This window comes from Ferribacterium limneticum (assembly GCF_020510585.1).
In the GTDB taxonomy this organism is placed as follows: domain Bacteria; phylum Pseudomonadota; class Gammaproteobacteria; order Burkholderiales; family Rhodocyclaceae; genus Azonexus.
This window is the reverse complement of sequence record NZ_CP075190.1, coordinates 3,225,263-3,247,805: the sequence shown is the minus strand read 5'-3', so window position 1 is coordinate 3,247,805 and position 22,543 is coordinate 3,225,263. Positions and strand designations below refer to the sequence as shown.

20 protein-coding genes are annotated in these 22,543 nt (G+C 62.1%); 9 read left to right on the top strand and 11 right to left on the bottom strand.

Annotated features, from left to right (window positions below; genetic code table 11):
- Nucleotides 1–17: 17 nt before the first annotated feature.
- Together KI613_RS15575 and KI613_RS15570 are read right to left on the bottom strand one after the other, a co-directional pair.
- Complete coding sequence (locus KI613_RS15575; RefSeq protein ID WP_226401039.1) at nucleotides 18–872, bottom strand: hypothetical protein; 855 nt, start codon at nucleotides 870–872, stop codon at nucleotides 18–20.
- A 135-nt stretch (nucleotides 873–1,007) separates the two neighbouring features.
- Entirely contained in the window at nucleotides 1,008–1,388 is a 381-nt protein-coding gene (locus KI613_RS15570; RefSeq protein ID WP_226401037.1) for a hypothetical protein, read from the bottom strand.
- Between the two features lie 214 nt (nucleotides 1,389–1,602).
- Between KI613_RS15570 and KI613_RS15565 the strand changes: the two genes are divergently transcribed.
- The gene (locus KI613_RS15565) at nucleotides 1,603–2,466 is read left to right on the top strand and encodes a PEP-CTERM sorting domain-containing protein (RefSeq protein ID WP_226401035.1); all 864 of its coding nucleotides are present in this window, start codon (nucleotides 1,603–1,605) and stop codon (nucleotides 2,464–2,466) included.
- A 161-nt stretch (nucleotides 2,467–2,627) separates the two neighbouring features.
- Here the strand turns inward: KI613_RS15565 and KI613_RS15560 are convergent, their stop codons facing one another.
- Nucleotides 2,628–5,339, bottom strand: a complete 2,712-nt coding sequence (locus KI613_RS15560) for a bifunctional diguanylate cyclase/phosphodiesterase (protein WP_226401033.1) — start codon at nucleotides 5,337–5,339, stop codon at nucleotides 2,628–2,630.
- A gap of 35 nt (nucleotides 5,340–5,374) precedes the next feature.
- Nucleotides 5,375–7,201, bottom strand: a complete 1,827-nt coding sequence (gene mutL / locus KI613_RS15555; protein WP_226401031.1) for a DNA mismatch repair endonuclease MutL — start codon at nucleotides 7,199–7,201, stop codon at nucleotides 5,375–5,377.
- 202 nt (nucleotides 7,202–7,403) lie between these two features.
- Between mutL and KI613_RS15550 the strand changes: the two genes are divergently transcribed.
- The gene (locus KI613_RS15550) at nucleotides 7,404–7,988 is read left to right on the top strand and encodes a PEP-CTERM sorting domain-containing protein (RefSeq protein ID WP_226401030.1); all 585 of its coding nucleotides are present in this window, start codon (nucleotides 7,404–7,406) and stop codon (nucleotides 7,986–7,988) included.
- A 411-nt stretch (nucleotides 7,989–8,399) separates the two neighbouring features.
- On the opposite strand, the gene KI613_RS15545 is transcribed toward KI613_RS15550, so the two are convergent.
- Nucleotides 8,400–9,935, bottom strand: coding sequence for a PQQ-dependent sugar dehydrogenase (locus tag KI613_RS15545; RefSeq protein ID WP_226401028.1), 1,536 nt, complete (start codon nucleotides 9,933–9,935; stop codon nucleotides 8,400–8,402).
- Nucleotides 9,936–10,010: 75 nt separating this feature from the next.
- The gene (locus KI613_RS15540; RefSeq protein WP_226401026.1) at nucleotides 10,011–10,748 is read right to left on the bottom strand and encodes a hypothetical protein; all 738 of its coding nucleotides are present in this window, start codon (nucleotides 10,746–10,748) and stop codon (nucleotides 10,011–10,013) included.
- Between the two features lie 433 nt (nucleotides 10,749–11,181).
- Here KI613_RS15540 and KI613_RS15535 point away from each other — a divergent pair, with 433 nt between their 5' ends.
- The 7 genes from KI613_RS15535 (at nucleotide 11,182) to KI613_RS15505 (ending at nucleotide 18,853) form a co-directional block, all read left to right on the top strand.
- Nucleotides 11,182–11,823 (top strand): DedA family protein, encoded by a 642-nt coding sequence (locus KI613_RS15535; protein ID WP_226401024.1) that lies wholly within the window; start codon nucleotides 11,182–11,184, stop codon nucleotides 11,821–11,823.
- Nucleotides 11,823–12,527, top strand: a complete 705-nt coding sequence (locus KI613_RS15530) for a hypothetical protein (RefSeq protein WP_226401022.1) — start codon at nucleotides 11,823–11,825, stop codon at nucleotides 12,525–12,527. The genes KI613_RS15535 and KI613_RS15530 overlap by 1 nt, the downstream gene beginning before the upstream one ends.
- Nucleotides 12,524–13,186, top strand: a complete 663-nt coding sequence (purN, locus tag KI613_RS15525; RefSeq protein WP_226401020.1) for a phosphoribosylglycinamide formyltransferase — start codon at nucleotides 12,524–12,526, stop codon at nucleotides 13,184–13,186. Before KI613_RS15530 ends, purN begins: the two co-directional genes overlap by 4 nt.
- Nucleotides 13,187–13,193: 7 nt before the next feature.
- Complete coding sequence (locus KI613_RS15520; protein ID WP_226401018.1) at nucleotides 13,194–14,156, top strand: DUF3108 domain-containing protein; 963 nt, start codon at nucleotides 13,194–13,196, stop codon at nucleotides 14,154–14,156.
- Nucleotides 14,153–15,415 (top strand): RsmB/NOP family class I SAM-dependent RNA methyltransferase, encoded by a 1,263-nt coding sequence (locus KI613_RS15515; protein WP_226401016.1) that lies wholly within the window; start codon nucleotides 14,153–14,155, stop codon nucleotides 15,413–15,415. Before KI613_RS15520 ends, KI613_RS15515 begins: the two co-directional genes overlap by 4 nt.
- On the top strand, nucleotides 15,412–16,686 hold the full coding sequence (locus tag KI613_RS15510) for a mechanosensitive ion channel family protein (RefSeq protein WP_226401014.1): 1,275 nt from the start codon (nucleotides 15,412–15,414) through the stop codon (nucleotides 16,684–16,686). Before KI613_RS15515 ends, KI613_RS15510 begins: the two co-directional genes overlap by 4 nt.
- A 124-nt stretch (nucleotides 16,687–16,810) precedes the next feature.
- Nucleotides 16,811–18,853 (top strand): TonB-dependent receptor plug domain-containing protein, encoded by a 2,043-nt coding sequence (locus tag KI613_RS15505; protein ID WP_226401012.1) that lies wholly within the window; start codon nucleotides 16,811–16,813, stop codon nucleotides 18,851–18,853.
- Nucleotides 18,854–18,865: 12 nt separating this feature from the next.
- On the opposite strand, the gene KI613_RS15500 is transcribed toward KI613_RS15505, so the two are convergent.
- The 5 genes from KI613_RS15500 to KI613_RS15480 all read right to left on the bottom strand — a co-directional run bounded on the left by KI613_RS15500 (nucleotide 18,866) and on the right by KI613_RS15480 (nucleotide 22,490).
- Entirely contained in the window at nucleotides 18,866–19,594 is a 729-nt protein-coding gene (locus KI613_RS15500; RefSeq protein WP_226401011.1) for a cytochrome c biogenesis CcdA family protein, read from the bottom strand.
- Nucleotides 19,595–19,599: 5 nt separating this feature from the next.
- Nucleotides 19,600–19,980 carry a thioredoxin family protein gene (locus KI613_RS15495; protein WP_226401010.1) on the bottom strand — a complete coding sequence of 127 codons (381 nt, stop codon included), beginning with the start codon at nucleotides 19,978–19,980 and terminating at the stop codon, nucleotides 19,600–19,602.
- A gap of 235 nt (nucleotides 19,981–20,215) precedes the next feature.
- A complete protein-coding gene (locus KI613_RS15490; protein ID WP_226401009.1) occupies nucleotides 20,216–20,740 on the bottom strand; it encodes a hypothetical protein in 525 nt (174 codons plus the stop codon).
- A 140-nt stretch (nucleotides 20,741–20,880) separates the two neighbouring features.
- Nucleotides 20,881–21,651 carry an HvfC family RiPP maturation protein gene (locus KI613_RS15485; RefSeq protein ID WP_226401008.1) on the bottom strand — a complete coding sequence of 257 codons (771 nt, stop codon included), beginning with the start codon at nucleotides 21,649–21,651 and terminating at the stop codon, nucleotides 20,881–20,883.
- Nucleotides 21,651–22,490: an HvfB family MNIO-type RiPP peptide maturase gene (locus KI613_RS15480; RefSeq protein WP_226401007.1), complete on the bottom strand. Its 840-nt coding sequence runs from the start codon at nucleotides 22,488–22,490 to the stop codon at nucleotides 21,651–21,653. Before KI613_RS15480 ends, KI613_RS15485 begins: the two co-directional genes overlap by 1 nt.
- Nucleotides 22,491–22,543 lie beyond the last annotated feature (53 nt).

Sequence of the window (22,543 nt, the reverse complement as noted above, 5' to 3'; positions counted from 1 at the left end):
CCTTGCCTCGCCGGATTTCACAGTATGCTCAAGGGTTCCCAGATGCCCCCCTTGTCGAGATGCATTTCACCGGAGACCGCGCTGGGCAGCAGGGTTTTCGCCGGTCCGGACGTGCCCTTTTTGAACTCGTAAATCAGGGCTCGGGCGCGATAGTCCTCGCCATACGGCAAGGCGCCAATTGACCCCGGCAGCGCGTGCGCCCCGCCACCGGCCCAGCCCTTGATCTTTTCGTCGCTCGGGGCCGTGGTGGACTGCACCCAGGGGGCGTCGGTGACGACAAAAACAATCGCCCGATAATTGCCGGCCGGCGCTTTGGCCAGGGCCTTGATGAAACTCGCCAGCGACAGATTGCTCACCGACGGCGTGCCGATCTTCCAGCGATCCGCGCCGGGCATCGGCGTGCCATCGGCCTTGATCTGCTCAAGCTGCGTCGCCAGCGCAAAACCGCGCGGCACGGCGTAATAGCTCCGCTGCTCGTAGTGCGCCAGACGCAGGGCCTTCTCGAACTTGTCGGCGACATTGGCCAGCCGCGTCGTCGCGCCGGTGCGCAGCCATTTGTCGGGAATTGACTGTTCGGCGGAGGCCTTGGGCGGTGGCCAGTCGAACTGCGGAATTGACGCAGATGCACTCGACCCATTGGCAGCCGCGGGCTTGGGTGGCGCCGGCGGCAGTGGTGCGGGCGCCGGCGCGGGAGCCGGTGCCGGCCTTGCTGCTGCAGGTGGCGGCGGAGGTGGCGGTTCAGCCCCGGCACTGGCGCCCTCGGGGGCGCGGGGGCTTCCGCAGGCACTCAGTCCGGCCATTACCAGAAGCGCAAAAAACAGCCGCCAGGCATGGCGGCGCCGAAAAGCAGAGACGGAAAACAGATTGAGCATGGAGGTCTCCGGCGGTCAAAAGTCTGCCGGCAAAACAGCCGGCCTTCATGGCGCGCTTCCCCCGTAAACCGGAGGGCTGATCAGGAGCCTACGAACTTTTCAGATGGGATGCAAGCATGTTGTTGGCATGGCCGTTCAGTGGGCGAATTGAAACCTGACGAGCGCCAAGCTCAGGGCAAACAGGTAGCCATACGAAAAGCGGTCAATGCGCAGCAAGGCATCGCCACGCCGGCTCCGCCAGGTGCCCATGGCGACCATGCACAAGCCGGTGGCAATCGGTGTCAGCAGCAGGTTGGCGAGGCGGGGGAGGCCGGAGGGCGTCAGATGATCTGGCAGGAAAAGCAGGCTTAGTGCTCCCGCCAGCGCGCCGAAAATTGCGTAACCGAGCGCTGCCAGCAACGGATTCGGTGGTTTCCGGAAAGGCTCGGCGAGCGAGTGAAAACCCAATTCCAGCAAAGCCTCGCCCACCGCCTGGAGCACGAACTCGCCAAGTATCTCGATCAGGAATTCAAGCATGGAGCAGGGATTTTATCGCTGGGCAAGATTTCATTTTTGGCCATTTTTTCCGGTTGACCGTGGGATTTTGGTCAGGGCTGTTTAATCGAGAAAAGAGATTTTAACAATCCCTTTGCACGCCAATTTTATGTTTACTGGATATCCAAATGGACTAATGACGTTGGGTTAGTGCTTTGCTAGCATTAAGAAGCAGGTATCTACTTAAGGGGAAAAAATGAAATTCGTATTCAAGAAACTGGCATTGGTTGGTGCCATTGCAATAGGGTTTGCAACACCGGCCATGGCGGCCGTATCCGCATCTGCGACGATCAGCGATTTTACGATTACGCTCTACGATCTGAACCCGCTGGACGGCATTGTGCCGACGATTACGTGGGCCAACGTGTCCGGCATTGATCCGAACATGGCTACTTACACCAATGCAAACGTCAGCGGGCAATATGGTACTAGCTACACCAACAATTACATGCCGGTCGGGGAGGTAAACAGCTCGATGGCAAGTATCTTCAATGCGGCTGCGAGCGCCACGATCACCACCAACTCGCTTTCTGCTTCAGGGTCTGCCACAGCAACCAGTGCGGGAGGTAACGGCAAGTCGTTCACCGCATCTGCGCAAAACTACAACGGCGGTGGCAGCTTCCAGTTGAGCGCGAATACCGCGGTTGTATTCCAAGCCAATGCTTCAACACAGGCGTCATCCACGGTCGGGTATGATTCCTCGACTGGCAACGGAGAGAGTGCCTCTGCCAATGCTGTCATGACGGTGAACGGTGTAGGTGCAAGCGGGAATGGCAGCCAAAACTCGTATGACACTACTTCTTCATTTGTCGGAAATTATTACTGGTGGTATCCGAATTCACCATCAACCCAGTCGACGTCGGTGACACTGGCTGGTGCATTTGTGAATATGTCCGCTGGTCTCCTTACCGGAACAATCCAGTTGGGGGCCAACGCTAGCGGTAGTACCAATGTTGTGGCATCCGCTATTGCTGCCGTTCCCGAGCCGGAGAGCTACGCCATGTTCCTGGCTGGTCTCGGTCTGATTGGTGCCATGGCACGTCGCCGCCAGTCGCTGTAAGCGATCTATCGTTTGCGCCCGAACCCCGCTGCGGCGGGGTTTTTCTTGCTCGCGCAGAAAGCGTTTGTCGCGTTGATCAGTGATTCATGAAGGCTGGCCCGCCGGCTTCGCTGCAGGACCGGTTTTCGTTTTTGGCCAAATTTTCCGGTTGACCGTGGGAATCAAACGGCCGCGTCGACTGCCCGCATGGGGAGGTATCCGCCCCGCTGTAACACGGCTTCGATGGCGACCGCCGAGGTCGGGCGGCCAAAGTGGTAGCCCTGCATCAGGCGGCAACCGTGGTCGAGCAGGAAGTCGGCTTGGGTGAGCTCCTCGACACCTTCGGCGATGACTTCCTTTTGCAGGCTGTCGGCGATGGCGATGATGGCCCGGACGATGGCGACATCGTCGGTATCGCCCGGCAGTTCGCGGACGAAGGACTGGTCAATCTTGATGCGGTCGAAGGGCAGACGCTTGAGGTAGGCGAGGCTGGAGTAGCCGGTGCCGAAATCGTCGATCGACAGCTTGATGCCCAGGGCGCTAAGTTCGTCGAGCACGGCGACGATGCGGTCGGTGTCGTGGATGAAGGCGCTTTCGGTGACTTCCAGCTCGAGCCAGCGGGCTTCCAGGCCGGTTTCGGCGAGGATGGCGACGATGCGTTGGGCAAGGTTGGCCTGGCGCAACTGAACGGCGGACAGGTTGACCGCCATGACTACGGGCGGCAAGCCTTGATCCTGCCACTGGCGGTTTTGCCGACAGGCTTCACGCAGCACCCAGTCGCCGATCTGGTTGATCAGGTTGCTTTCCTCGGCGATCGGGATAAAGCGCGCGGGCGGGATATTGCCAATTTCCGGATGGTTCCAGCGGACCAGTGCTTCGAGGCCGATCAGGCGGCCGCTTTGGGCGTCGACCTGCGGCTGGTAGTTGAGGTAGATGTCCTGGCCGCGCAGCGCCCGGCGCAGGGAGTCTTCCAGCATCACTCGTTCGGAGATGCGGGTGTTCATTTCGGGCGTAAAGAAGCGGTAGGCATTGCCGCCGGCGGCCTTGGCCTGGTACATCGCCGTGTCGGCGTTCTTGAGCAGGCTGCCGATGTCCTTGCCGTCCTCCGGGTAGGTGCTGATGCCGATGCTGGCGCCAACCCGCAATTCGTGCCCGGCCACCATGAAGGGCTCGCCCAGTGCGTCGATCAGTCGCTGGGCGATGCTGGCCAGGCGCGAGGGCGAGCCATAGCCCTGAATGAGCATGGCGAATTCGTCGCCGCCCTGTCGGCTGACCGTGTCGCGCGCATCGAGGCTGCGGCGCAAACGCTGGGCCGCCTCAAGCAGCAACTGGTCGCCAATCTCGTGGCCGAGGGTGTCGTTTACGTTCTTGAAATGGTCGAGGTCGAGGAACATCAGGGCGACCTCAGCCTGGGTCCCGAAGGTCAGCGCCAGCGCCTGTGACATCAGATCGGCCAGCATGCTGCGGTTGGGGAGCCGGGTCAGCTGGTCGTGTTCGGCCAGGTAGCGGATACGCTCCTGGTCCTCATGCAGTTGCGTGATGTCGCGGGCGACCCCGGCGACGCCGGTCAGTTCGCCGCGGTCGTCGAGGACCGGTGTCGAGATGAACTCGAAATGACGGATCTCGCCATCGGCCAGTTGCTGGGTGTCGGTCCGCCGCTGTTGCCGTTGTTCGGTCAGCGCCAGGGCATCCAGCCGGGTCAGCGATTCGGCTGCCTCCGCCGGCCAGATGGCGGCTACCGTCTGCCCGGGCAGGGTGTCGGCCGGTTTGCCGCAGGCCCGCGCGTAGGCGTCGTTGACGGCGATCAGACGTTGCTGGGGGTCGCTCAGCCAGGCCGGGTCGGGCAGGCTGTCGAGGAGGGCCCGGGTTTGCCGCGTGGTGTTCTCGTAGGCCCGGGTCATCCCTTGCGCCAGCGCGTGCGCCCGGTCGTAGGTGCGCAGCCAGACTGCGATCCAGCCGGCCAGAACGAAGGCCAACACCAGAATGCTGAGGACTGACCAGAGAACTTGCTGATACCAGTTGGCCAGATAGTCGCTCGGCGCGTGGCCAACCACTACGTACAACGGGTAGTGGCCGACCTGACGGGCGACATAGCGCCGCTCGACACCGTCAACCGAGGAGTGGTGGGTGAAATTGCCATACGGTCGTTTGTCGGCGATCAGCGCGGTCAGCGGCATGCCGTCGATGGCTTTGCCCTGACGTTCGGGGGCGGCCGGGTAACGGGCGATCAGGCGGCTTTCGTGGTCGACCAGCGCGATGCTCTGGCCGCTACCAAGCTTCAGGCTGGTGAAAAATTCCTGGAAATGATCGGCCCGTACCGCTGCCTGGACCAGGCCGGCAAAATTGCCTTGCGGGTCGCTGAGGCGGCGGCTCAGCGTGATCACCCAGTTGCTGGTGATGCGAGCGAACAGCGGCTCTGAGACGACCAGCGCGCTGGCGCCATCGCGATTGCGCTGAAAGTAGTCGCGGTCGCGAATATGGACGCTGGCGATTTTGCCCGAGGCGTCATGCGTGAAGTTGCCCTCGGCATTGGCCACGCGCAGGCTTTGCGATTCGCTGGCGATCAGCGCCAGATAGCTGGCCAGCGCAGTGTTGATCGCGGCAGCGTCGCCCGATTCGCCGGACAGCGTGGTGTTCAGGCGCAGCTGGCTGGCCAGCAGCACGGTGTCGATCTTGTCCACAGTGTTGTGGGCATGTGCCTCCAGTACGCGCGCCAGATTGTCGAGGTTGCGCAGGGCAAACTCGTTTTCGCGGTCCAGTGAGATTTTCAGGCCGCCGACAATGAGCCCGATATACGTCAGCAGGGCGAGAAGCCCGAGGGCGATCAGGACGTTGCGACGTTCGCCGGGGGGCGCCGAGGACGGTCGGAGCAACTGCCTGAGGGATGACATCATGAGGGCGCGGGCCGGGGCGGGTGTGAGCCGCCGAATTATTGCCCGCGCAGAAATAGTTTGTCGAGATCGTTGAGCGACAACTCCGTCCACGTCGGCCGGCCGTGATTGCATTGGCCGGCGCGTTCGGTTTCTTCCATCTGGCGAAGCAGGGCATTCATTTCGGGAACGGTGAGCAGGCGGCGGGCGCGGACGGCGCCGTGGCAGGCCATGGTAGCGAGGAGTTCGTTACGGCGCGCGGTGGCGAGTTGGGTGATGCCGTGTTCGCGCAGTTCGGCGATCAGCGATTTGGCCAGCGCGGCGGGGTCGCCGCTTTGCAGCAGGGCGGGGACGGCGCGGACGCCGAGCTGGTTGGGGCCGAGCGGGGCAATCTGGAAGCCGAGGTCGGCCAGGGCGTCGGCGTGTTCTTCGACGGCGGCGATGTCGAGTGGGTCGGCCGAGAAGACAGCCGGGATGAGCAGCGCCTGGGTGGCGATCTGACGGTTGTCGAAGGCGGTTTTGAGCTTTTCGTAGAGGATGCGCTCGTGCGCCGCGTGCATGTCGATGAGGATCAGGCCGCGGGCGTTCTGGGCGAGGATGTAGATGCCGTGCAGCTGGGCCAGGGCGTAGCCGAGCGGCGGGCCGGCGCTGTCGGGCGGCGGGCTGTCATTGCCACGGTCAACCGGAAAATTGGGCTGAAATTGAAATGTCGTGGCCGGGCCGGCGGACGATGGCGCGACCTGCTGCGCGGCACGGGCGAAGGCGAGATAGGCGGCAGCAGCCGGTTCGGCGACACCGAGGCTGCCTTGATGACGGAGCGGCGGGGCGTATTCGAAATTTGGCTGATTTTGCCGGTTGACCGTGGAAGTCTCGCGTTCGACCAGCGCCGGGGCGGCTTCGGCCTGTACCGGCGCGGCGAGGGTACGCTGGATGGCGTGGAAGACGAACTGGTGCATGGCGCGCGAATCGCGGAAGCGGACTTCGGTTTTGGCCGGGTGGACGTTGACGTCGACCAGCGCCGGGTCGATGTTCACGAACAGGCAGACGGCCGGCTGGCGGCTGCCGTGCAGGACGTCGCGATAGGCTTCGCGCAGGGCATGGCTGATGATCTTGTCGCGCACGAAACGGCCGTTGACGAAGACGTACTGGCCATCCTTGGCGTCGGTGGCGCGCGTCGGGTCGATAGCGAAGCCGGCGAGTGACAACGGGCCGGCCCCGGCATCGACAGCGCGGGCGGCGCCGAGGAAATCGTCGCCGAGGATGTCGGCAATGCGCCGCGGCGCGTCGGCGGGGGCGAGCTGGAACAGGTTGCGACCGTTGTGGGTCAGGCTGATCGCCACATCCGGGCGGGTCAGCGCCAGACGGCGGACGGCATCGGCGCAATGGGCGAATTCGGTGCTTTCCGATTTCAAAAACTTGCGGCGGGCCGGGGTGTTGAAATAAAGGTCGCGCATTTCGACGACTGTGCCGGCCATCAGGGCGGCCGGCTCTGGCTCCGCACCCGGCTCTCCTCTCAATTTCCAGGCATGCGCCGCACCGCGTTCGCGGCTGGTGATGCTCAGCCGGGCGACGGAAGCGACCGAAGCCAGCGCCTCGCCACGAAAGCCAAGGGTGCCGACCCGTTCAAGATCGTCGAGGCTGGCAATCTTGGACGTGGCATGCCGGGTCAGGGCCAGCGCCAGTTCGTCCTTGGCAATGCCGCAACCGTCGTCGGTGATGCGGATCAGCTTGACGCCGCCTTCTTCGAGATGCACCTGGATCGCCTTGCTGCCGGCATCGAGGCTGTTTTCGAGGAGTTCCTTGAGGACGGAGGCGGGTCTTTCAACCACTTCGCCAGCGGCAATCTGGCTGATCAGCAGGTCGGGGAGGCGGGCAATGGTCGGCATCCGCTGATTATCTCAGATTGCTCCGATAGGCGTACGGCAGCCAGTTAATGAGAAATTGTGTCGGAAAATTTGACACTGACCATGACGAATTAATTGTTTTGGTTTTGTGTGTTTTTGCAATCGATTGATTTTTTAGGTTAGTTTTATATTGGTCTCGATATTGCTTTGTATTTAGAACGTTAGGGTTTTTATAGAGGGCTGTATGGCAAAACTTTCGATCGCGGCGATTCTCGTAACCCTTTTTATGGGTTCGGCTCAAGCAGGAGTTATCTATTCTGAGGCTGTAAACGGCGATTTGGCCGCGCAGGATACTGTTGATCTTGGCTTTTCGATCGGCTCAAACTCGGTACTGGGCCGTAGTTCGTTTGGAACGGATGGTGTTGATTTCGATGGATTTTTATTCCATTTGGGTGTCGGCCAAACACTGACCAATGTCATATTTTCAGCATTTGATCAAGTAGTGGTAGGTCAGTCGGGCCTGACTTCCACTTGGGACCTTAAGACTGGTGGCCATTCTGGCGGTGTGTTGAGTTCTAGTACTGCCAATATTTTAGATAGTTCTGATCAAGACTTTTTTGTGGGAGCGCTACCGCTTGGCGAGGGTGTTTACGCCTTTTCTCCTGTTTCAATGACTGCTCCCGGTGGAGTCGCTAGCAGTAGTTGGAGCTACGAGATCATCTTTGACGTGCAAGGCGACAACCGGGTACCTGAACCCGAAAGCCTCGCTCTCTTTGGCTTGGGGCTGGCCGGTTTGGCCATCTCCAGGCGCAAAAAGAAGCTGGCCTGATCCTTGTTCTGAAGAACCTGAAAGCTAGACCTTTGGGTCTGGCTTTCAGACTGCTGACTCGGGCACCGTCACTACCGCTTGCGCGGGAGTGGCGGTGCCCGTTCCAATTGCGATCTGCGCACGGGTTCCACCGCTGTCGCCAGCGTGCGCTGGATGGCGTGGAAGACGAACTGTGTTGCGTGGCGCACGAGTCGCGGAAGCGGGCTTAGGTCTTGGCCGGGTGGTCGTTCACATCGACCGGCGCCAGTTCGATGTTGACGAACAGGCTGATGGCTGGCTGATCAGCAGGTCGGGGAGGCGGGCAATGGTCGGCATGCCCGGATTATCTCAGATTGCCTGGCCGGACGAGTGCCCGCTGCGCTGGCCTCAGCTGCCGTTGGCCTGAAACCAGCCGTGGGAAACCAGCGCTATCTACGGACTCGGGCTGATCTTGTAGATGGCGTTGTCGGAGAGCGAGACCACGTAGAGATTGCCATCCGGCCCCTGTTCGATGCTTGGAGTGACGCCGAAGCCGCGACCGATCAGCAGGGTCTCGCTTTCCGTGCCGTCGAACTTGCTGGCGCGGAACAGGTTGTCGGCCACCCGGTCGGCCAGTCTCGGGTCGGCGCTGGTGTCAACCGTGAGGCGATCCGCTGTGAGGCGAATCCGGTACACGCTGCCGCCGGTTCCTCCGACTTGCGAGAAGGCGCGCGCCGAGCCCATCCACAGGGTGCCGCTGTTGGCGTTCCCCAGGCTGTCGTCGCGGACGAAGGTGAGGCCGGACGGACCGATTTCGTAGCGCCAGCTCAATTCCGGGTCACGGTAGATGGCGCCCGGCAAACTGACCATGCGCGATGTGGCCAGGCTGGCAGTGTAGACCGAGCGGGTTGGCGGGTAGCGAACCTGTTGCAGCGCTCGGTTAAATTGTGTGGTTTCGATGAGTTTCCAGTTGGCGACGCGGCTCAATGGGCCGGCCAGTTGTATCCATCCGCCGTTCATGCCGGGAATGACGCGATTCAGCTCCGAATAGGCGTCGTCAGCGTTCTCGGATTCCCATAGCGAACCGGATACGGGGTCGAAGGCCATGCCGAAGCCGTTGCGGTGGCCGTAGGAAAAAATCTTCTGGATGTTCTGGCCGACTTCGCCACCAATTGCCGCACCGGAGGCAAAGAACGGATTGTCGGCCGGCGTCGAGCCATCGTCGTTGAGGCGCAGAATGACGCCGGCCAGGTGGGCAGTATCGGGAGCCGGGCCGCCGAAGGTGTCATCGAGCAAGGGGGCGGTCAGGAAGGGGCCGTTGGCCAGGTTTTGCAGCCAGCCGCGCCGGCCCTGGTCGCCCATGAAGACATAGAGCTTGTCGTCCGGGCCAAAGCGCATCACGCCGCCGTTGTGGTTGCCGAATTCGCCACCGTTGGCGGTGCCCGGGTGCCCCGGGGTTTCCACATTGTCCGTCTGACGGGAGCGAAGCCGTTGCAGGGTGCGGTCAAAAACGAGCGAGTTGCCATTCCAGACAAAGCGGTCGACCCGGTTGCCGAGCAGGGGAACCTCGTTGATCGCGGTCGAATCGGCGCCGGTCGAGCTCTCGGTCCAGTAGGCGTACATATAGGGCGTCGCCGGGAAGTCAGGGTGCAACACCAGGCTCAGCAAGCCGCGTTCAGAACTGCTATTGACCGGCAGATCGAGTACCGGTGCAGGCAGCACGACGCCGTTGGTCACCCGCTTGACCTGCCCGGAGCCCTTTTCGGGGACGAGAAAATCGTCGGGGCCAAGGAAGATGATGCCCATCGGCTGACTAAGGCCTGTGTTGAGCACTGTCGTGACCTGAAGGCCGGGGTCGAGTATTTCGACCGGGATCGAATCGGCCAGCGTCGGGGAGGCGAGGGCGAAGGCGGTAGCGAGCAGTGTCGCGCCGAGCAGAGCGCTGCGGCCGTGACGGCCAGGGCGGGGGAGTACCTGAACGTGTTTCATCGAGACCTCCTTGTGTGCTTCAGCCGGCAGAAAATGGCTGATCACCAGCCGCCGGAAAATCCTGAATGACGGGGATTAACGGCGCTGGTTGCGCCAACGAGCTGGCGTCGCGACCAGGGCGAGCAGGGCGATGCCCAGCAGCAACGAGAGCGCTGGCTCAGGTATCTCGTTCGACTCGAAACGCACGTTATCGACGCCCATCTGGGAGATGAATACGTTGTCGACTTCGGCAAAGCGCAGACGCAGTGTTTCGCCCGAATGGGCGGCGAGCAGGGCGCTGATGTCCTGGGATACGGTGAAATAGCCGTCAACCAGGACGTCGCCGATGTTGGTCTGGTACAGCGTTATCAGGATGTCGGCCGCCATGACGCTGAATGGGTCCGCACTGGTCGTCAGGATATCAACCCGGGCCTGCTGATTCAGCTCTGGCGTGCTGAAGTCCAGCGTGGCAGGGGTGTAGAAGGCATCCGCCCGATTGCCGATGAACAATTGAAAGCTCAGCGTCGCGTTACCCGCGCTGGCCACGAAATCCTGATACAGCACGTGGGAACCGGGGGCGCCTGCATCGCTCATCGCAGCCGACGTTCCTTGCGGCGGTGCAGGTACATCGGAGCCGCTGGCGGGGCTCAGGATGCCGCTCTGAACGTAGAAAGTACCGTCGCTGCCGGTCTGGTCTGCCGTGGTCCATCCGCTCAGCCCCGCCTCGAAACCGCCGTTTGACAGGCTGGGCACGGCGTGGGCTGGCGCGAGAAGCAACATCGCGAGGACCGGCGCGATGAGTAGTGAGAGAAGGTGACGAGCCGAACTGGTCATATTTGGTCCTGTCGCAAAAGTGGTGCGTATCGCAAAGCCCATTCGCTACCACCGTGCATGCGGTGTCTGTTGATGACACAAATATTGCATTCGGTGTGAATTAGTCGCCTTGACAAAGCACGCAAAAGCTGGGCCAGTTGGCAATGCGCTTATTGGCCGTTGGCGGGAGTCCAAGTCACGCCAAGGCTTGCCAAGCATCGTGCCCGGCCGGGTTGAGGTCGAACGTGGCTGCTGTGGCTATGGCGTGTAAATATTTCCGACACCCGGTTGGCTGAAATTTTCTCGCAAAATCAGAATGTTCCACCCTGGCGCTAGGCCGACTGTTTTTGGCGGCGATGCCGCGACAAATAGCCGACTCGGCGTGTGCCAGGGCCAGCGGAGTAAGGGTGACGTTGGGGTAAAATGCGGCCTCATTCAAAGCCCGGTGCGCCGCATGGAACTCCTGACCCAATTCATCGATATCGTCCTCCACCTCGACAAGCATCTGGCTGTAATGGTGCTGGACTACGGGCTGTGGATCTACGGCATCTTGTTCTTCATCATTTTCTCGGAGACCGGTTTCGTCGTCTTCCCCTTCCTGCCGGGCGATTCGCTGCTTTTCGTGGCCGGTGCGCTGGCTGCCATCGGCGAGGGCGGCATGGATATCTTCACGCTGATGGGCGTGCTGACGGCAGCGGCGGTACTCGGCAATACCGTCAATTACCAGATCGGCCGTTTCCTTGGCCCCAAGGTCTTCCACTGGGAGAATTCGCGCTTCTTCAATCGGGATGCGCTGATCAAGACGCATGCCTTCTATGAAAAACATGGCGGCAAGACGCTGATCATCTCGCGCTTCCTGCCGCTGTTCCGCACCTTCGCGCCCTTCGTCGCCGGTATCGGCTCGATGACCTACGCGCGTTTCACGATATTCAACCTGATCGGCGCCGTTAGCTGGGTCGTTTCGCTGTGCCTGGCCGGCTACTGGCTGGGCAACATGCCGTGGGTCAAGGCCAATCTGTCGGTCATCATCATCGGCATCATCGTTTCCTCGCTGATCCCCATCGGCTGGGGCTACCTCAAGAGCAAGGAAGCCTGATGCGCTGGCTGGCCGTCATCCTCGTCCTGACGCTGACAGCCTGTACGACGAAGATGGACAAGGCCGGCCGGACGGAATCCACGGTCAACCCGAAATATCTGCTCAAATCGGAAGTCGACCGTATCGCCGACACCAATCGCGCCGAAGTGGTTGATGGCCTGCTGCTCATTGCCGACAAGCTCTACAAGCGCAATCCGAAGGAATGGAAGAAGAGCGGCGCAGTGAGCCGTGAAGCAGCGGTCGAGCGCCTGCGCCAGCGCCAGTATCGCAACTGGCCGGAATTCAGCGGCCAGCGGGAAGGGGCAGTGGCCTCGCTGGCCTTCACCGAGGTCTATACCGGAGACCGCGTCACGGCCCTGATTTACGGGTTGCTCGGCATGGTCGATGCCGCCTTCGAGCACAAGGACGAGTTCTACATCCTCGACAGCCTGAACGAAATGAAGCTCTACAACAGCGCGCGCAACATGGATGTCGCCATCTGGAAGCTCGGTCATGACCGCACGGCAGCCGGCGAACTGTTTCTGCTCTCGAACGAGCTCGATCCGGCCAACCGCAACCTCTCCTACGAGCGCGAATTCGGTCGCGTCATGGGCCTGCTCGATTTCATGGCCAAGGTCGTTGCCGACCGCAATGGCCGTACCTTTTCCCGGCTGACCCAGTCCGTGGCCAGCGCCATCTTTTTACCCGTGAGTTTTTTGAAATGAAGAGAATCGTCATCCTGATTTCCGGTCGTGGCAGCAACATGGAGGCGCTGATCGCCGCCCGCGATGCCGGCAATCTGCCCGTCAATATCGTCGCCGTGATCAGCAACCGGGTCGACGCCGAGGGCCTGGAAACAGCGGCAAAATCAGGCATCACGACGCACTTCATCAATCACAAGGCCTTTGCCGGGCGCGAGGCTTTCGACAGCCGGCTGGCCCAATGCATCGACGAATTCGCGCCCGACCTCGTCGTCCTCGCCGGCTTCATGCGGATACTGTCCGACAGCTTCGTCCGCCACTATGAAGGCCGGCTGATCAACATCCACCCCTCGCTGCTGCCCTCCTTCCCCGGCTTGCACACACACCAGCGCGCGCTTGAAGAAGGCGTGCGCATCCACGGCTGTACCGTGCATTTCGTCACGCCGGCCCTCGATCACGGCCCGGTCATCATCCAGGCCGCCGTACCGGTGCTTGATAGCGATGACGAAGCCAGCCTCTCGGCCCGCGTCCTGCGCCAGGAGCACCTTGTTTACCCGCAGGCCGTGCGCTGGTTTGTCGAAGACAAATTGACGATCGAAAACGGCCGCGTCCGGATCGCCGCCGAACTGGCCGAGCCGGCCGTGCTCGTTTCCCCTGTCCTCACTTCGTCCGGGATTCGCTAGGCCGGCCATGCCGCTCGCCTTCGTCATCGCGCTTGCCGCTTCGCTCGGCATTCATGCCGCCGCGCTGTTCGGCACCGATGTCGAGATCTTCGGCGGGGCGGATGAGCCGGTGCCCTTGCGCGCCGAGCTGCAGCCGCCACCGCCGGCCGCTCCTCCGGCGGCGGAACAGAAACCAGTCGTCAAACCCCGCCCGAAGATCGTGAAGCCGGCCCCGCTGACCACCGGCAAGCCGTCGCCAAATGCCGAAACCGTGGCGCCGGAGCCGGAAAGCAAGCCTTCCGAAATTGCTCCAAATTTGCCGTCGACCGTGGCAACCAAGGCGCCGGAGCAGGCCAAGCCGCTGCTACCGGCCAAAGGCCGCATGCGTTTCGTCATCTTCTACGGCACGCAGGGGTTCCAGGTCGGCCGCGCCGAACACACTTGGGAATTCACTGAGGACGGCCGTTACCGGCTGAGCGGCACGACCGAAACGAGCGGCCTGGCCGCGCTGATCAAACCGCTCGTCTTCGAGAACGAAAGCAGCGGCAAGCTGGTCGCCGGCGGCCTGCAACCCGAAACCTACCGGACGCGCAAGAACGGCAAGGATGCCAACGAAAACGCCGATTTCGACTGGTCGGCCACCGAGGTCCGCTTGTCGCGCAGTGGCGCCGTACAGCCGATCAGCGTCGGTGCCCAGGACATCCTGTCGCTCAACTACCAGCTCGCCTACCTGCGCCACCCGGAATCGGGGGCCATAGTCGGCGTCGTTACCGGCAAGAAATACGACCGTTTCACGCTCGATTCGCTGGGCGAAGAGGAAATCGACATCCCGGCCGGCCATTTTCGCACCCTGCACCTGCGCGCCATGGGCGATACGGTGACTGAAATCTGGATTGCGCTCGATCGCCACCGCTTGCCGGTTAAAATTCGCTACACCGATAAAAAAGGCGACATCTTCGAGCAAGTCGCTACTGAAATAGGATCACCATGAAAGCCCGCTTCACACCCGCCCTGTTTGCCCACGCCGAAGCCGTCCTCGGCCTGCTGCTGCGCTTCGATTACCCGGCCGATGCCGTTGTTTCGCGCTATTTCCGCGAAAATCGCCAGCTTGGCCATGCCGACCGCGCCTTCGTCGCCGAAACCGTCTTTGCCGTCCTGCGCCGTGGGCGCAGCCTCGAAGCGCGTTGCGCCGGCAAGCTCTCCGACCGTCGTCGTTTGCTCGTCGCCCTGGCCGTGACGCGTGGCTGGAGCCAGCGCGAACTGGCCACTGTCCTCAAGGCGAGCGAAGAAGAATGGCTGGCCGCCGCCAAGGCCATGCCGGAAGCCGACTTCCCGCCAGCCGTCCGCTGCGATCTGCCGGACTGGCTGTACAACCGTCTCGAAGCCCAGTTCGGTGCCGACGAAACGCTGGCCCTGGCCCACGCCCTCAACCAGCCGGCCCCCCTAGATCTGCGCGTCAATACGCTCAAGGCCAACCGCGAAGACGTCCTCGCCAGGCTGGCTGCCGACGACATCGCCGCCATGCCCGGCCCGCTCTCGCCGATCGCCGTCCGCCTGCGCGACAAGCCGGCGTTGGCCAAGCATCCCCTATTCATCGAAGGCGCCGTCGAAGTGCAGGATGAAGGCAGCCAGCTACTTGGCTTCCTGCTCGAACCGAAGCGCGGCGAAATGGTTGTCGATTTCTGCGCTGGCGCCGGTGGCAAGACGCTGCTGCTCGGCGCCCTGATGCGCAACACCGGCCGGCTCTATGCCTACGACGTGTCCGACAAGCGCCTGGCCAACCTCAAGCCGCGGCTGGCCCGGTCCGGCTTGTCGAACGTTCATCCGGCCCGCATCGAGCATGAGCGCGACACCAAGATCAAACGTCTGGCCGGCAAGGCCGACCGCGTGCTGGTTGATGCGCCGTGTTCCGGCCTCGGCACCTTGCGCCGCAATCCCGACCTCAAATGGCGTCAGGACGAAGCCTCGGTGGCTGAACTGACCGTCAAGCAACTGTCGATTCTCGAAGCCGCATCAACCATGGTCCGCCCCGGCGGCCGTCTGGTTTATGCCACGTGCAGCCTGTTGACCGCGGAAAACGACGACATCGTCGCCGGCTTCCTGGCCAAACATCCCGACTTCACGCTGGTCCCGGCCTCGGTCATTCTCGCCAAGCAGGGCATCGCTTTCGACGGCGACATGCTGCGTCTGCTGCCCAACCAGCACAACACCGACGGCTTCTTCGCCGCTGCCTTGGAAAAGAAGGCATGAGCGAGAAAAGCCAGGCCTTGCGCCTGATCAACGACCTGGTCGCAGATTTTCGCGATCCGGATTTCGTCTGGCAGGTGGTCGCGCTGGTCGCCTGCGTCGGCCTCGCCGCGCTGATTGCAGGGTGGTGGCGTCGGCGCCGGACCGAGGGCGAGGGGCGGCTGTCCGACGCCAGTTCCCGGCTGGCTTTCCCGCTCACCGGCATGGTCCTGGCCGGCATCGCCATCGCCACGCTGGGCTCGCTCATTCACGTCAATCTGCTCAAGCTGGCCATGCCGCTGCTCGGTTCGATGGCGCTCGTGCGTGGCGTCATCTTCGTGCTCCGTCAGGCTTTCCCGCGGGCAACCTGGCTGACCACCTGGGAGCGCATCATCGCGGCCATTGTCTGGGGCTGGCTGGCGCTCTACATCACCGATCTGGCGCCCGATGTCATCGATGCCCTGGAAAGCGTGCAGTTCCACGTCGGCAAACAGCACATCGATTTGTGGACGGTGCTCCGCGGCGTCGCCACAATCTTCCTGACCGTCGTCTTCGCGCTGTGGATCGCCGGCGTCATCGAGGCGCGGTTGATGGGTGTCCATTCGCTCGACGCCAACCTGCGCATCGTCGGCGTGCGCGTCGCCAAGGCAGGCCTGACCGTTATCGCCATCCTGGCCAGCCTGGGGTTGGTCGGCATCGATATGACGGCGCTCTCGGTATTCACCGGTGCACTCGGCGTCGGCCTCGGTTTCGGCTTGCAGAAGATTGCCAGCAACTACGTTTCCGGCTTCATCATCCTGCTCGACCGGTCGATCCGCATCGGCAATGTCGTCCAGGTTGGCGCCGATGCCGGCGAGGTGACACAGATCACGACGCGCTACACGGTGCTCAAGAACCCGGGCGGCAGCGAGTTCATCGTGCCGAATGAAACGCTGATCAGCACTACGGTGCAGAACCAGACCTATTCGAACGCCCAGTTGCGCCTGGTGACCAGCGTTGGCGTCGCCTACGACAGCGACCTCGATCTCGCCGTCCGTCTGATGACCGAAGCCGCTGCCGCTCAGGAACGTGTCCTGGCCGACCCGCCGCCCAAGGTTTTCCTGACCCAGTTTGCCGACAGCAGCATCAATCTGGAACTTGGCTTCTGGATCGACGATCCGGAGAAGGGCAAGGGTAATGTTGTTTCTGATATCAACTTCGCCATCTGGCGTGCTTTCAAGGCCAACGGCGTGGCCATTCCCTTCCCGCAGCGCGAAGTGCGCCTGCTCAACCCGACGCAGGCGATATCTACCTAGTCCTTCCCCTAGGCAGGGGTTTATCGATGTTTGTTAAAATAGTGGCAGGCCGCTGATCTCGAAGCCGAATTCCTCCAGGCTGGCTGGGGGCTCACGCTTCGGGGCAGCCTGCCCGATAAATGCCGTGAATACCGATAAATTTCCCCTCTCCCAGACTTGCCTGGCCCTGTTCATCCTGAGCGCCTTGCTGCCGGCCTTTCCGGCCCACGCGCAAGAGGATGGCTACTTCTCCAGTCTGCCGGTCGTCGTCTCGGTCAGCCGCTTGCCGCAGCGTCTGGCCGATGCGCCGACTTCGGTCACCGTCATCGATCGTGAAATGATCCGCAGCCTGCCGATTCGCGATCTGAACGACGTGTTTCGACTGGTGCCGGGTTTTCAGACCTATCCCAATACGACTGAAGCCGGTCGCGTCACTTATCACGGCCTGACCGACGAGGAGTTCTCGCCGCGTCTGCAGGTTCTGGTCGACGGGCGTTCAATGTTTTCGCCGGCCTTCCGCAACGGGACGAACTGGGCACTGATTCCGGTAGCACTCGAAGATATCGAGCGCATCGAGGTGGTTCGTGGCACGAACGCCGTGTCCTATGGCTCCAACGCCTTCCTCGGCGTCATCAACATCATCACGGTTGATCCCTCGGTAGTGCGCGGGGTGTCCGTGTCGACCAACTACGGCAACCAGAATGTCCGTGACTATTCGCTGCGGACTGGCGGCAAGCTGGGCGAAGCCGGCGATTTCCGCTTCACCTTTCGCCAGCAAAATGACGACGGCTTGCGCGATCGCTACGACTGGATCGATTCCTACTATTCCAGGCTCTTCGATTTCCGCGCCGACTTTGCCCTGACCGAGCGCGACAGCCTGCAGGTCAGCGCCGGGCATGTGGATGCGGTGACGCAGCGCGGCCGCCTCGACACGACGACCTGGCAAAGCAGCCCCGGCAATCCGATTCGCGATTTCGAGCAGTCGAACAGCTTTTTGCAGCTCCAGTGGCGCCGGGCCTTGTCCATCGACTCGGATTTTCTGCTGCGCTATGCCTATTCCGTCGACAAGGGTACTGAGGCCTACCTCAATCCGGGTAATCCGGGCGGCGGCATTGCCCCTTATATCTATGACCCGTGGGGTGCCGAGGGGACTCGGAGTGAAATCGAGGCGCAACACAATCTGCGCCTGTTCGAGACCTTCCGCCTGGCCTGGGGCGGCAGCTGGCGCCAGGATAGCGTCCGGGCGCAAACCACTTTGGCCGGGCAGGGTGATGTCAGCCGGGATGTCTCACGGTTGTTCGGCAATCTGGAATGGAAACCATCCGCCTGGCTGACCGGCAACCTCGGCCTGTCTGGCGAAGAGGATACGCTGGCTGGATCGCATTTCGCCCCAAGAGCGAGCCTTTCCTTCCATCTGGATCCGGAAAATACACTGCGGGTAGGCGCTTCCCGCGCTTACCGGACGGGCAGCACGGTCGACTACCGGGGTGACTGGCATAACGGCAGCAAGTATCAGTTCCGGGGTGACCCGAACATGCCCTCCGAACGCATGGATACCTGGGAGATCGGCTATCTCGGCGACTGGCGCAACTGGCGCATGAGCCTCGATGTGCGCCTGTTCGATGAAAAGGTCCATAACCGCCTGCTGGTCATCGATCGCAACGACAGCGACAATTCGATTCCGGACGGGATGCTGCCCATCCAGGACGTGCGCATGCGTGGCGTCGAGTACCAATGGCGCTGGCAGCCCTTCAATTCGACCAAGCTGGTGCTCAGCCAGATGTTTATCGACATCGACGCCGAGTATCTGGCCTCGGCGCTGGCCAATCCGACCAGCAGTCTGCAGAGTGCCCAGAAATACAGCCATATCGACGAACTCTCCGAATATGGCACGCCGCACCGCTCCACCTCGCTGCTGCTCATGCAGAAGCTGCCGTACGGCCTGGAGTTCTCGGCCGCCGGCTATTGGCAGAGCAACATGAAATGGTCGATCAATACCGAGGCCCTGAAGTATCACCGGGTCGATACCCGGCTCGCCTATCCCTTCCGCTGGGCCGGCCGGAGTGGCGAGCTGGCCTGGATCGTCCAGTCAGCCAATGGGGCGCATTTCGAGTACAAGGCCTACAACGTCCCGGCTGACCGGATCGTCGAACGCCGTCAGTGGCTGAGCCTGCGCCTCGACTTCTGATCGCCCCCGCCGTCAGAACAGCGTCGTCGCCCGCACCCAGGCGTCGGGCAGCACGCTGACCACCTGCGCTTCCAGCCATTTGTCGGCGCCGGACAGGATGGCGATGCCGGTGAGCAGGATGATCACGCCGAAGGCCTTCTTGATCCCGTCGATGCGCTGCAACACCCAGCCCCGCGCCGCATTGAATCCCTTGCGCGAAGCGTAGGCGACAGCGACCAGCGGAATCGCCGCACCAATCCCGAACAAGCCAAGAATGACCCCGCCGCGCACGGCTCCGCCTTCGCTGGCGACCAGCGTCAGCGCCGAGGCGAGCAAGGGGCCGGAACACGGACTCCAGACCAGACCGAGCACGCCGCCGAGGAGCAGGGCGCCGCCCAGCGAGCCGCGGTCGAGCTTGGCCGAAGCCGCATTGGCGCCTGAGGCGATGGGCAGCATCCATTCGGTGAAACGGCGGTTGAGCACCGGCACGAGCATGACGAGCCCGAAGGTGATGAGCATCCAGGCACCGAACAGCCGCACGCTGTCCGAATCGATGCCAAGCGCCGGGCCAAGGGCGCCGAGAATCATGCCGATCAGCGCAAACGAAATCGCCATGCCGGCGCCCATGGACAGCGGCGCCAGCCGGTTGGCCTGCACGGCGCCACCGAGGACCAGCGGCAGGATGGGAAAGACGCAGGGCGAGAGTGTCGTCAAACTGCCGGCGACCAGGCTCAGCCCGAGGTGGGCGAGGGGGATGTCCATGGCGCTTACTTCGCGCTGTCGAGCACGGCACGCAGCGGCGCCGGGTCGGTCTCACCGGCCAGTCGCCCGGTTTCCTTGCTGCCCTTGTAGACAATCACCGTCGATTGCGTGCGCACACCGAGCTGGCGCTTGAGTTCGCGTTCCTTGTCGTAATTGACGATGAGCAGCGTGCCGGGCACCGCGGCGTCGCCCTTCCAGCCGTTGAACACCTTTTCCTGAGCGCGGCAGGTCGGGCACCAGTCGGCGTGGAAATGCAGGGCAACCGCTTCGCCGGCCTTCTGTTTGGCCGCCAGCGTTTCCGGCGAGTAGGGCTGGATGTCGAGGGCAAAGGCGAGGCTGGCGGCGACCGAGAGGGCGAGGCCGGCGAGAAGCTGGATGGTTTTCATGATTATTCTCCGTTGAGGTGGGGTAATCATTAGTCGCCGGGGTGGCGAAAAACTTACAGATCAACGGGGAATGCTTCAGCTATGGGAAATGCGTGCTGCTGGCCACCGGGACGAATCCGGGGTGAATGGTTCAGAGGTGCTCAAAGCAGTCAATGGCCGATATGAAAGCGGCTGTTCAAGTGTTGAACTCACCAGCGCCGATGGCCGTAGCGGTATGAGTGTACAGGTGTCAGTCTCATCGTTGAACGAGCCAGACCTGGTGCGAGCGCTGCGTGTGTTTTCCTAGCGCGTACAGAACTGCCATGCGATGGTGCCCCTCCAGAAGGTCATACGGGATGGAATATTTCAGGCCCCAAGAGGCTACAAACCTTCCGTCTGGGTTGTCGAAGACCAGCGGAGGTATTGGCCATGTATGGTGCTCTGCAATGTAATCAGCAAGACGCCTCATTCGATAGCTGGAGGCTCCTTGAAGGAAATATTCACGGTACTGGATGACAGTTGGGTGCTCCGCCAGACACGGAAGCTGTAGCTCTGCGGGGCCAATAGAAACCAACTGAAACCGCAAAGAGTGGTAGCCCAGCCCGGAATGCTCCTCGATCACGCCACTGTGATCTTGAAACCACTGAGCAAGGACTGGTTCTGGGAAGTTCGGCAGCAGGCGTTGAACTCGCGCAGCGTAGATATCCGGAGATTCAATCGGATTACCGAGGTCATCTCGAAGCGGTTCAATAGATTTCAGCTGGACCTTTGAGAGGCGCACGTTTGAAATTGTCGTCTGACATCAGTAGATAAAAGGGGCCAGGCTCGAATTTTCACCGGTGCCCGAGCCGAATAACGCCGAGAGCATACACGTAGTACAGTCGATTGAATCGTGGCCGATTGTTGTCTGATAAAACCTGCTCAGGGCGACGAATTCGCGCTTATCAAACTGCCGAGCGCAATGCCTTGCCGGCGCAGGTCGTCGAGCAGGGCGGTGCCGTGGGCCAGCAGTTGTTCGGGGTCGGGGTGTTGAAGTTCGGCGGCGATCTGGCGGATGGCGGTTTCGCCGGTGGTCGGCGCGGTGGCGAGCAGGGCCAGCAGGCGGCCGGTGACGGCGTTGATTTGGCTGAATTGCACGTCGTCCTTGGCGTCGCGGTAGACGGCAAGGTAAGTCGGCTGCGGCTTGCGCGGCCGGTAATCCGGGCAGATACGGTGCACCGGCCAGGTGTAGGCGAGGTTGAGCAGGGCCGGGTTGAGGGCGACCGGATTATTGAGCAGGTCGCCGGTCGGGTTGTGCGCTGGGTTCGGTGCATCGATGACATCGACCGCCAGTTCTGCCCATTCGTAATGCGCCAGTTCGGCCAGCCAGACGGGGAGCGGCTGGCGGATGTCAGCTTCGGCCAGATAGCGGACGAATTCGCGTGGAATTTCGCGGAACCACGGTGTGTGTAGCGGCCAGTCGCGGTAGAAGGTCCGGTACAGTCGCCGCCAGGGCTTTTCGCCCAGAATCGCCCGGCCGACCGGAAAACAGCGGTCGATAAAGCCGCAGATGTTGTTGAACAGCAGTTCGTTGTACACCGCCATGCGGCGGGCCGGCACGCCGGGCGGGCGCGGGGCGTGCTGCGGGTCGCGCAGGTGGGCAGCGAAGGCGCGCTGGAAATCCTGGAAATCGGTGGCAAACGCGGCGTTCATCAGGCGGCCTTTCGGGATGCTGCGGCCTGCAAACGGGCAATTTCTTCGACTTCCACGGTCAACCGGAAAAAATCGGGAAAATTGAAATCGCGTTCGAGGCAGGTCGGCACCTCGCCGCCGATGCGGGCGTAGGCGGCTTCGAGCAGCGCCCACACCGGGTCGATGACCTCAGCGCCGTGGGTGTCGATGAGCAGGCCGTCCGGCTCGACGTAATGGCCGGCGACATGGACGTAGCAGGTGCGTTCGAGCGGCAGGGCGTGCATGAAAGCGAGCGGGTCGAAGGCGAAATTCTGGCTGTTGACGTAGATATTATTGACGTCGAGATGGAGCAGGCAGTCGGCCTCGCGGACGATGGCCGAGATGAATTCCGCCTCGCTCATTTCAGCGCCCGGCGGGGCGACGTAGTACGAGGCGTTTTCGATGCCGATGCGCTGGCCGAGAATGTCCTGCGCCCGCTGGATGCGCTCGACCGTCCATTTGACGGCCTGCTCGGTCAGCGGGATCGGCAGCAGGTCGTAGAGCTGGCGGTCGTCGGCGCACCATGACAGGTGTTCGGTGTAGAGGCTGATGCCGTGCTCGGTCATAAAGCTTTTGATGCGGCGGAGCAGTGCTTCGTCCAAGGGGCCGGGGCCGCCGAGTGAGAGCGACAGGCCGTGGCAGACGAAGGGGTAACGCTCGGTGAAATGGCGCAAGTCTTTGGCCGAAAGCCCACCCATGCCGGCCCAGTTTTCCGGGGCGATCTCGAAGAAGCGGATGGCGTCGGGAACGCCGGCCTTGAGCGGGGCGATCAGTTCGCGGCGAAAGCCGAGGCCTGCGCCGTGCGCGTGGCGTGCTTGCATGGAAAAGGCTCCATTCGGGGAGAAATAGCGGGCGGGGAACACCCCGCGCCGCC

Coding starts and splice junctions, on each gene's coding strand:
- KI613_RS15575 (WP_226401039.1), bottom strand. CDS start 872: ATGCTCAATCTGTTTTCCGTCTCTGCTTTTCGGCGCCGCCATGCCTGG.
- KI613_RS15570 (WP_226401037.1), bottom strand. CDS start 1,388: ATGCTTGAATTCCTGATCGAGATACTTGGCGAGTTCGTGCTCCAGGCG.
- KI613_RS15565 (WP_226401035.1), top strand. CDS start 1,603: ATGAAATTCGTATTCAAGAAACTGGCATTGGTTGGTGCCATTGCAATA.
- KI613_RS15560 (WP_226401033.1), bottom strand. CDS start 5,339: ATGATGTCATCCCTCAGGCAGTTGCTCCGACCGTCCTCGGCGCCCCCC.
- mutL (WP_226401031.1), bottom strand. CDS start 7,201: ATGCCGACCATTGCCCGCCTCCCCGACCTGCTGATCAGCCAGATTGCC.
- KI613_RS15550 (WP_226401030.1), top strand. CDS start 7,404: ATGGCAAAACTTTCGATCGCGGCGATTCTCGTAACCCTTTTTATGGGT.
- KI613_RS15545 (WP_226401028.1), bottom strand. CDS start 9,935: ATGAAACACGTTCAGGTACTCCCCCGCCCTGGCCGTCACGGCCGCAGC.
- KI613_RS15540 (WP_226401026.1), bottom strand. CDS start 10,748: ATGACCAGTTCGGCTCGTCACCTTCTCTCACTACTCATCGCGCCGGTC.
- KI613_RS15535 (WP_226401024.1), top strand. CDS start 11,182: ATGGAACTCCTGACCCAATTCATCGATATCGTCCTCCACCTCGACAAG.
- KI613_RS15530 (WP_226401022.1), top strand. CDS start 11,823: ATGCGCTGGCTGGCCGTCATCCTCGTCCTGACGCTGACAGCCTGTACG.
- purN (WP_226401020.1), top strand. CDS start 12,524: ATGAAGAGAATCGTCATCCTGATTTCCGGTCGTGGCAGCAACATGGAG.
- KI613_RS15520 (WP_226401018.1), top strand. CDS start 13,194: ATGCCGCTCGCCTTCGTCATCGCGCTTGCCGCTTCGCTCGGCATTCAT.
- KI613_RS15515 (WP_226401016.1), top strand. CDS start 14,153: ATGAAAGCCCGCTTCACACCCGCCCTGTTTGCCCACGCCGAAGCCGTC.
- KI613_RS15510 (WP_226401014.1), top strand. CDS start 15,412: ATGAGCGAGAAAAGCCAGGCCTTGCGCCTGATCAACGACCTGGTCGCA.
- KI613_RS15500 (WP_226401011.1), bottom strand. CDS start 19,594: ATGGACATCCCCCTCGCCCACCTCGGGCTGAGCCTGGTCGCCGGCAGT.
- KI613_RS15495 (WP_226401010.1), bottom strand. CDS start 19,980: ATGAAAACCATCCAGCTTCTCGCCGGCCTCGCCCTCTCGGTCGCCGCC.
- KI613_RS15485 (WP_226401008.1), bottom strand. CDS start 21,651: ATGAACGCCGCGTTTGCCACCGATTTCCAGGATTTCCAGCGCGCCTTC.
- KI613_RS15480 (WP_226401007.1), bottom strand. CDS start 22,490: ATGCAAGCACGCCACGCGCACGGCGCAGGCCTCGGCTTTCGCCGCGAA.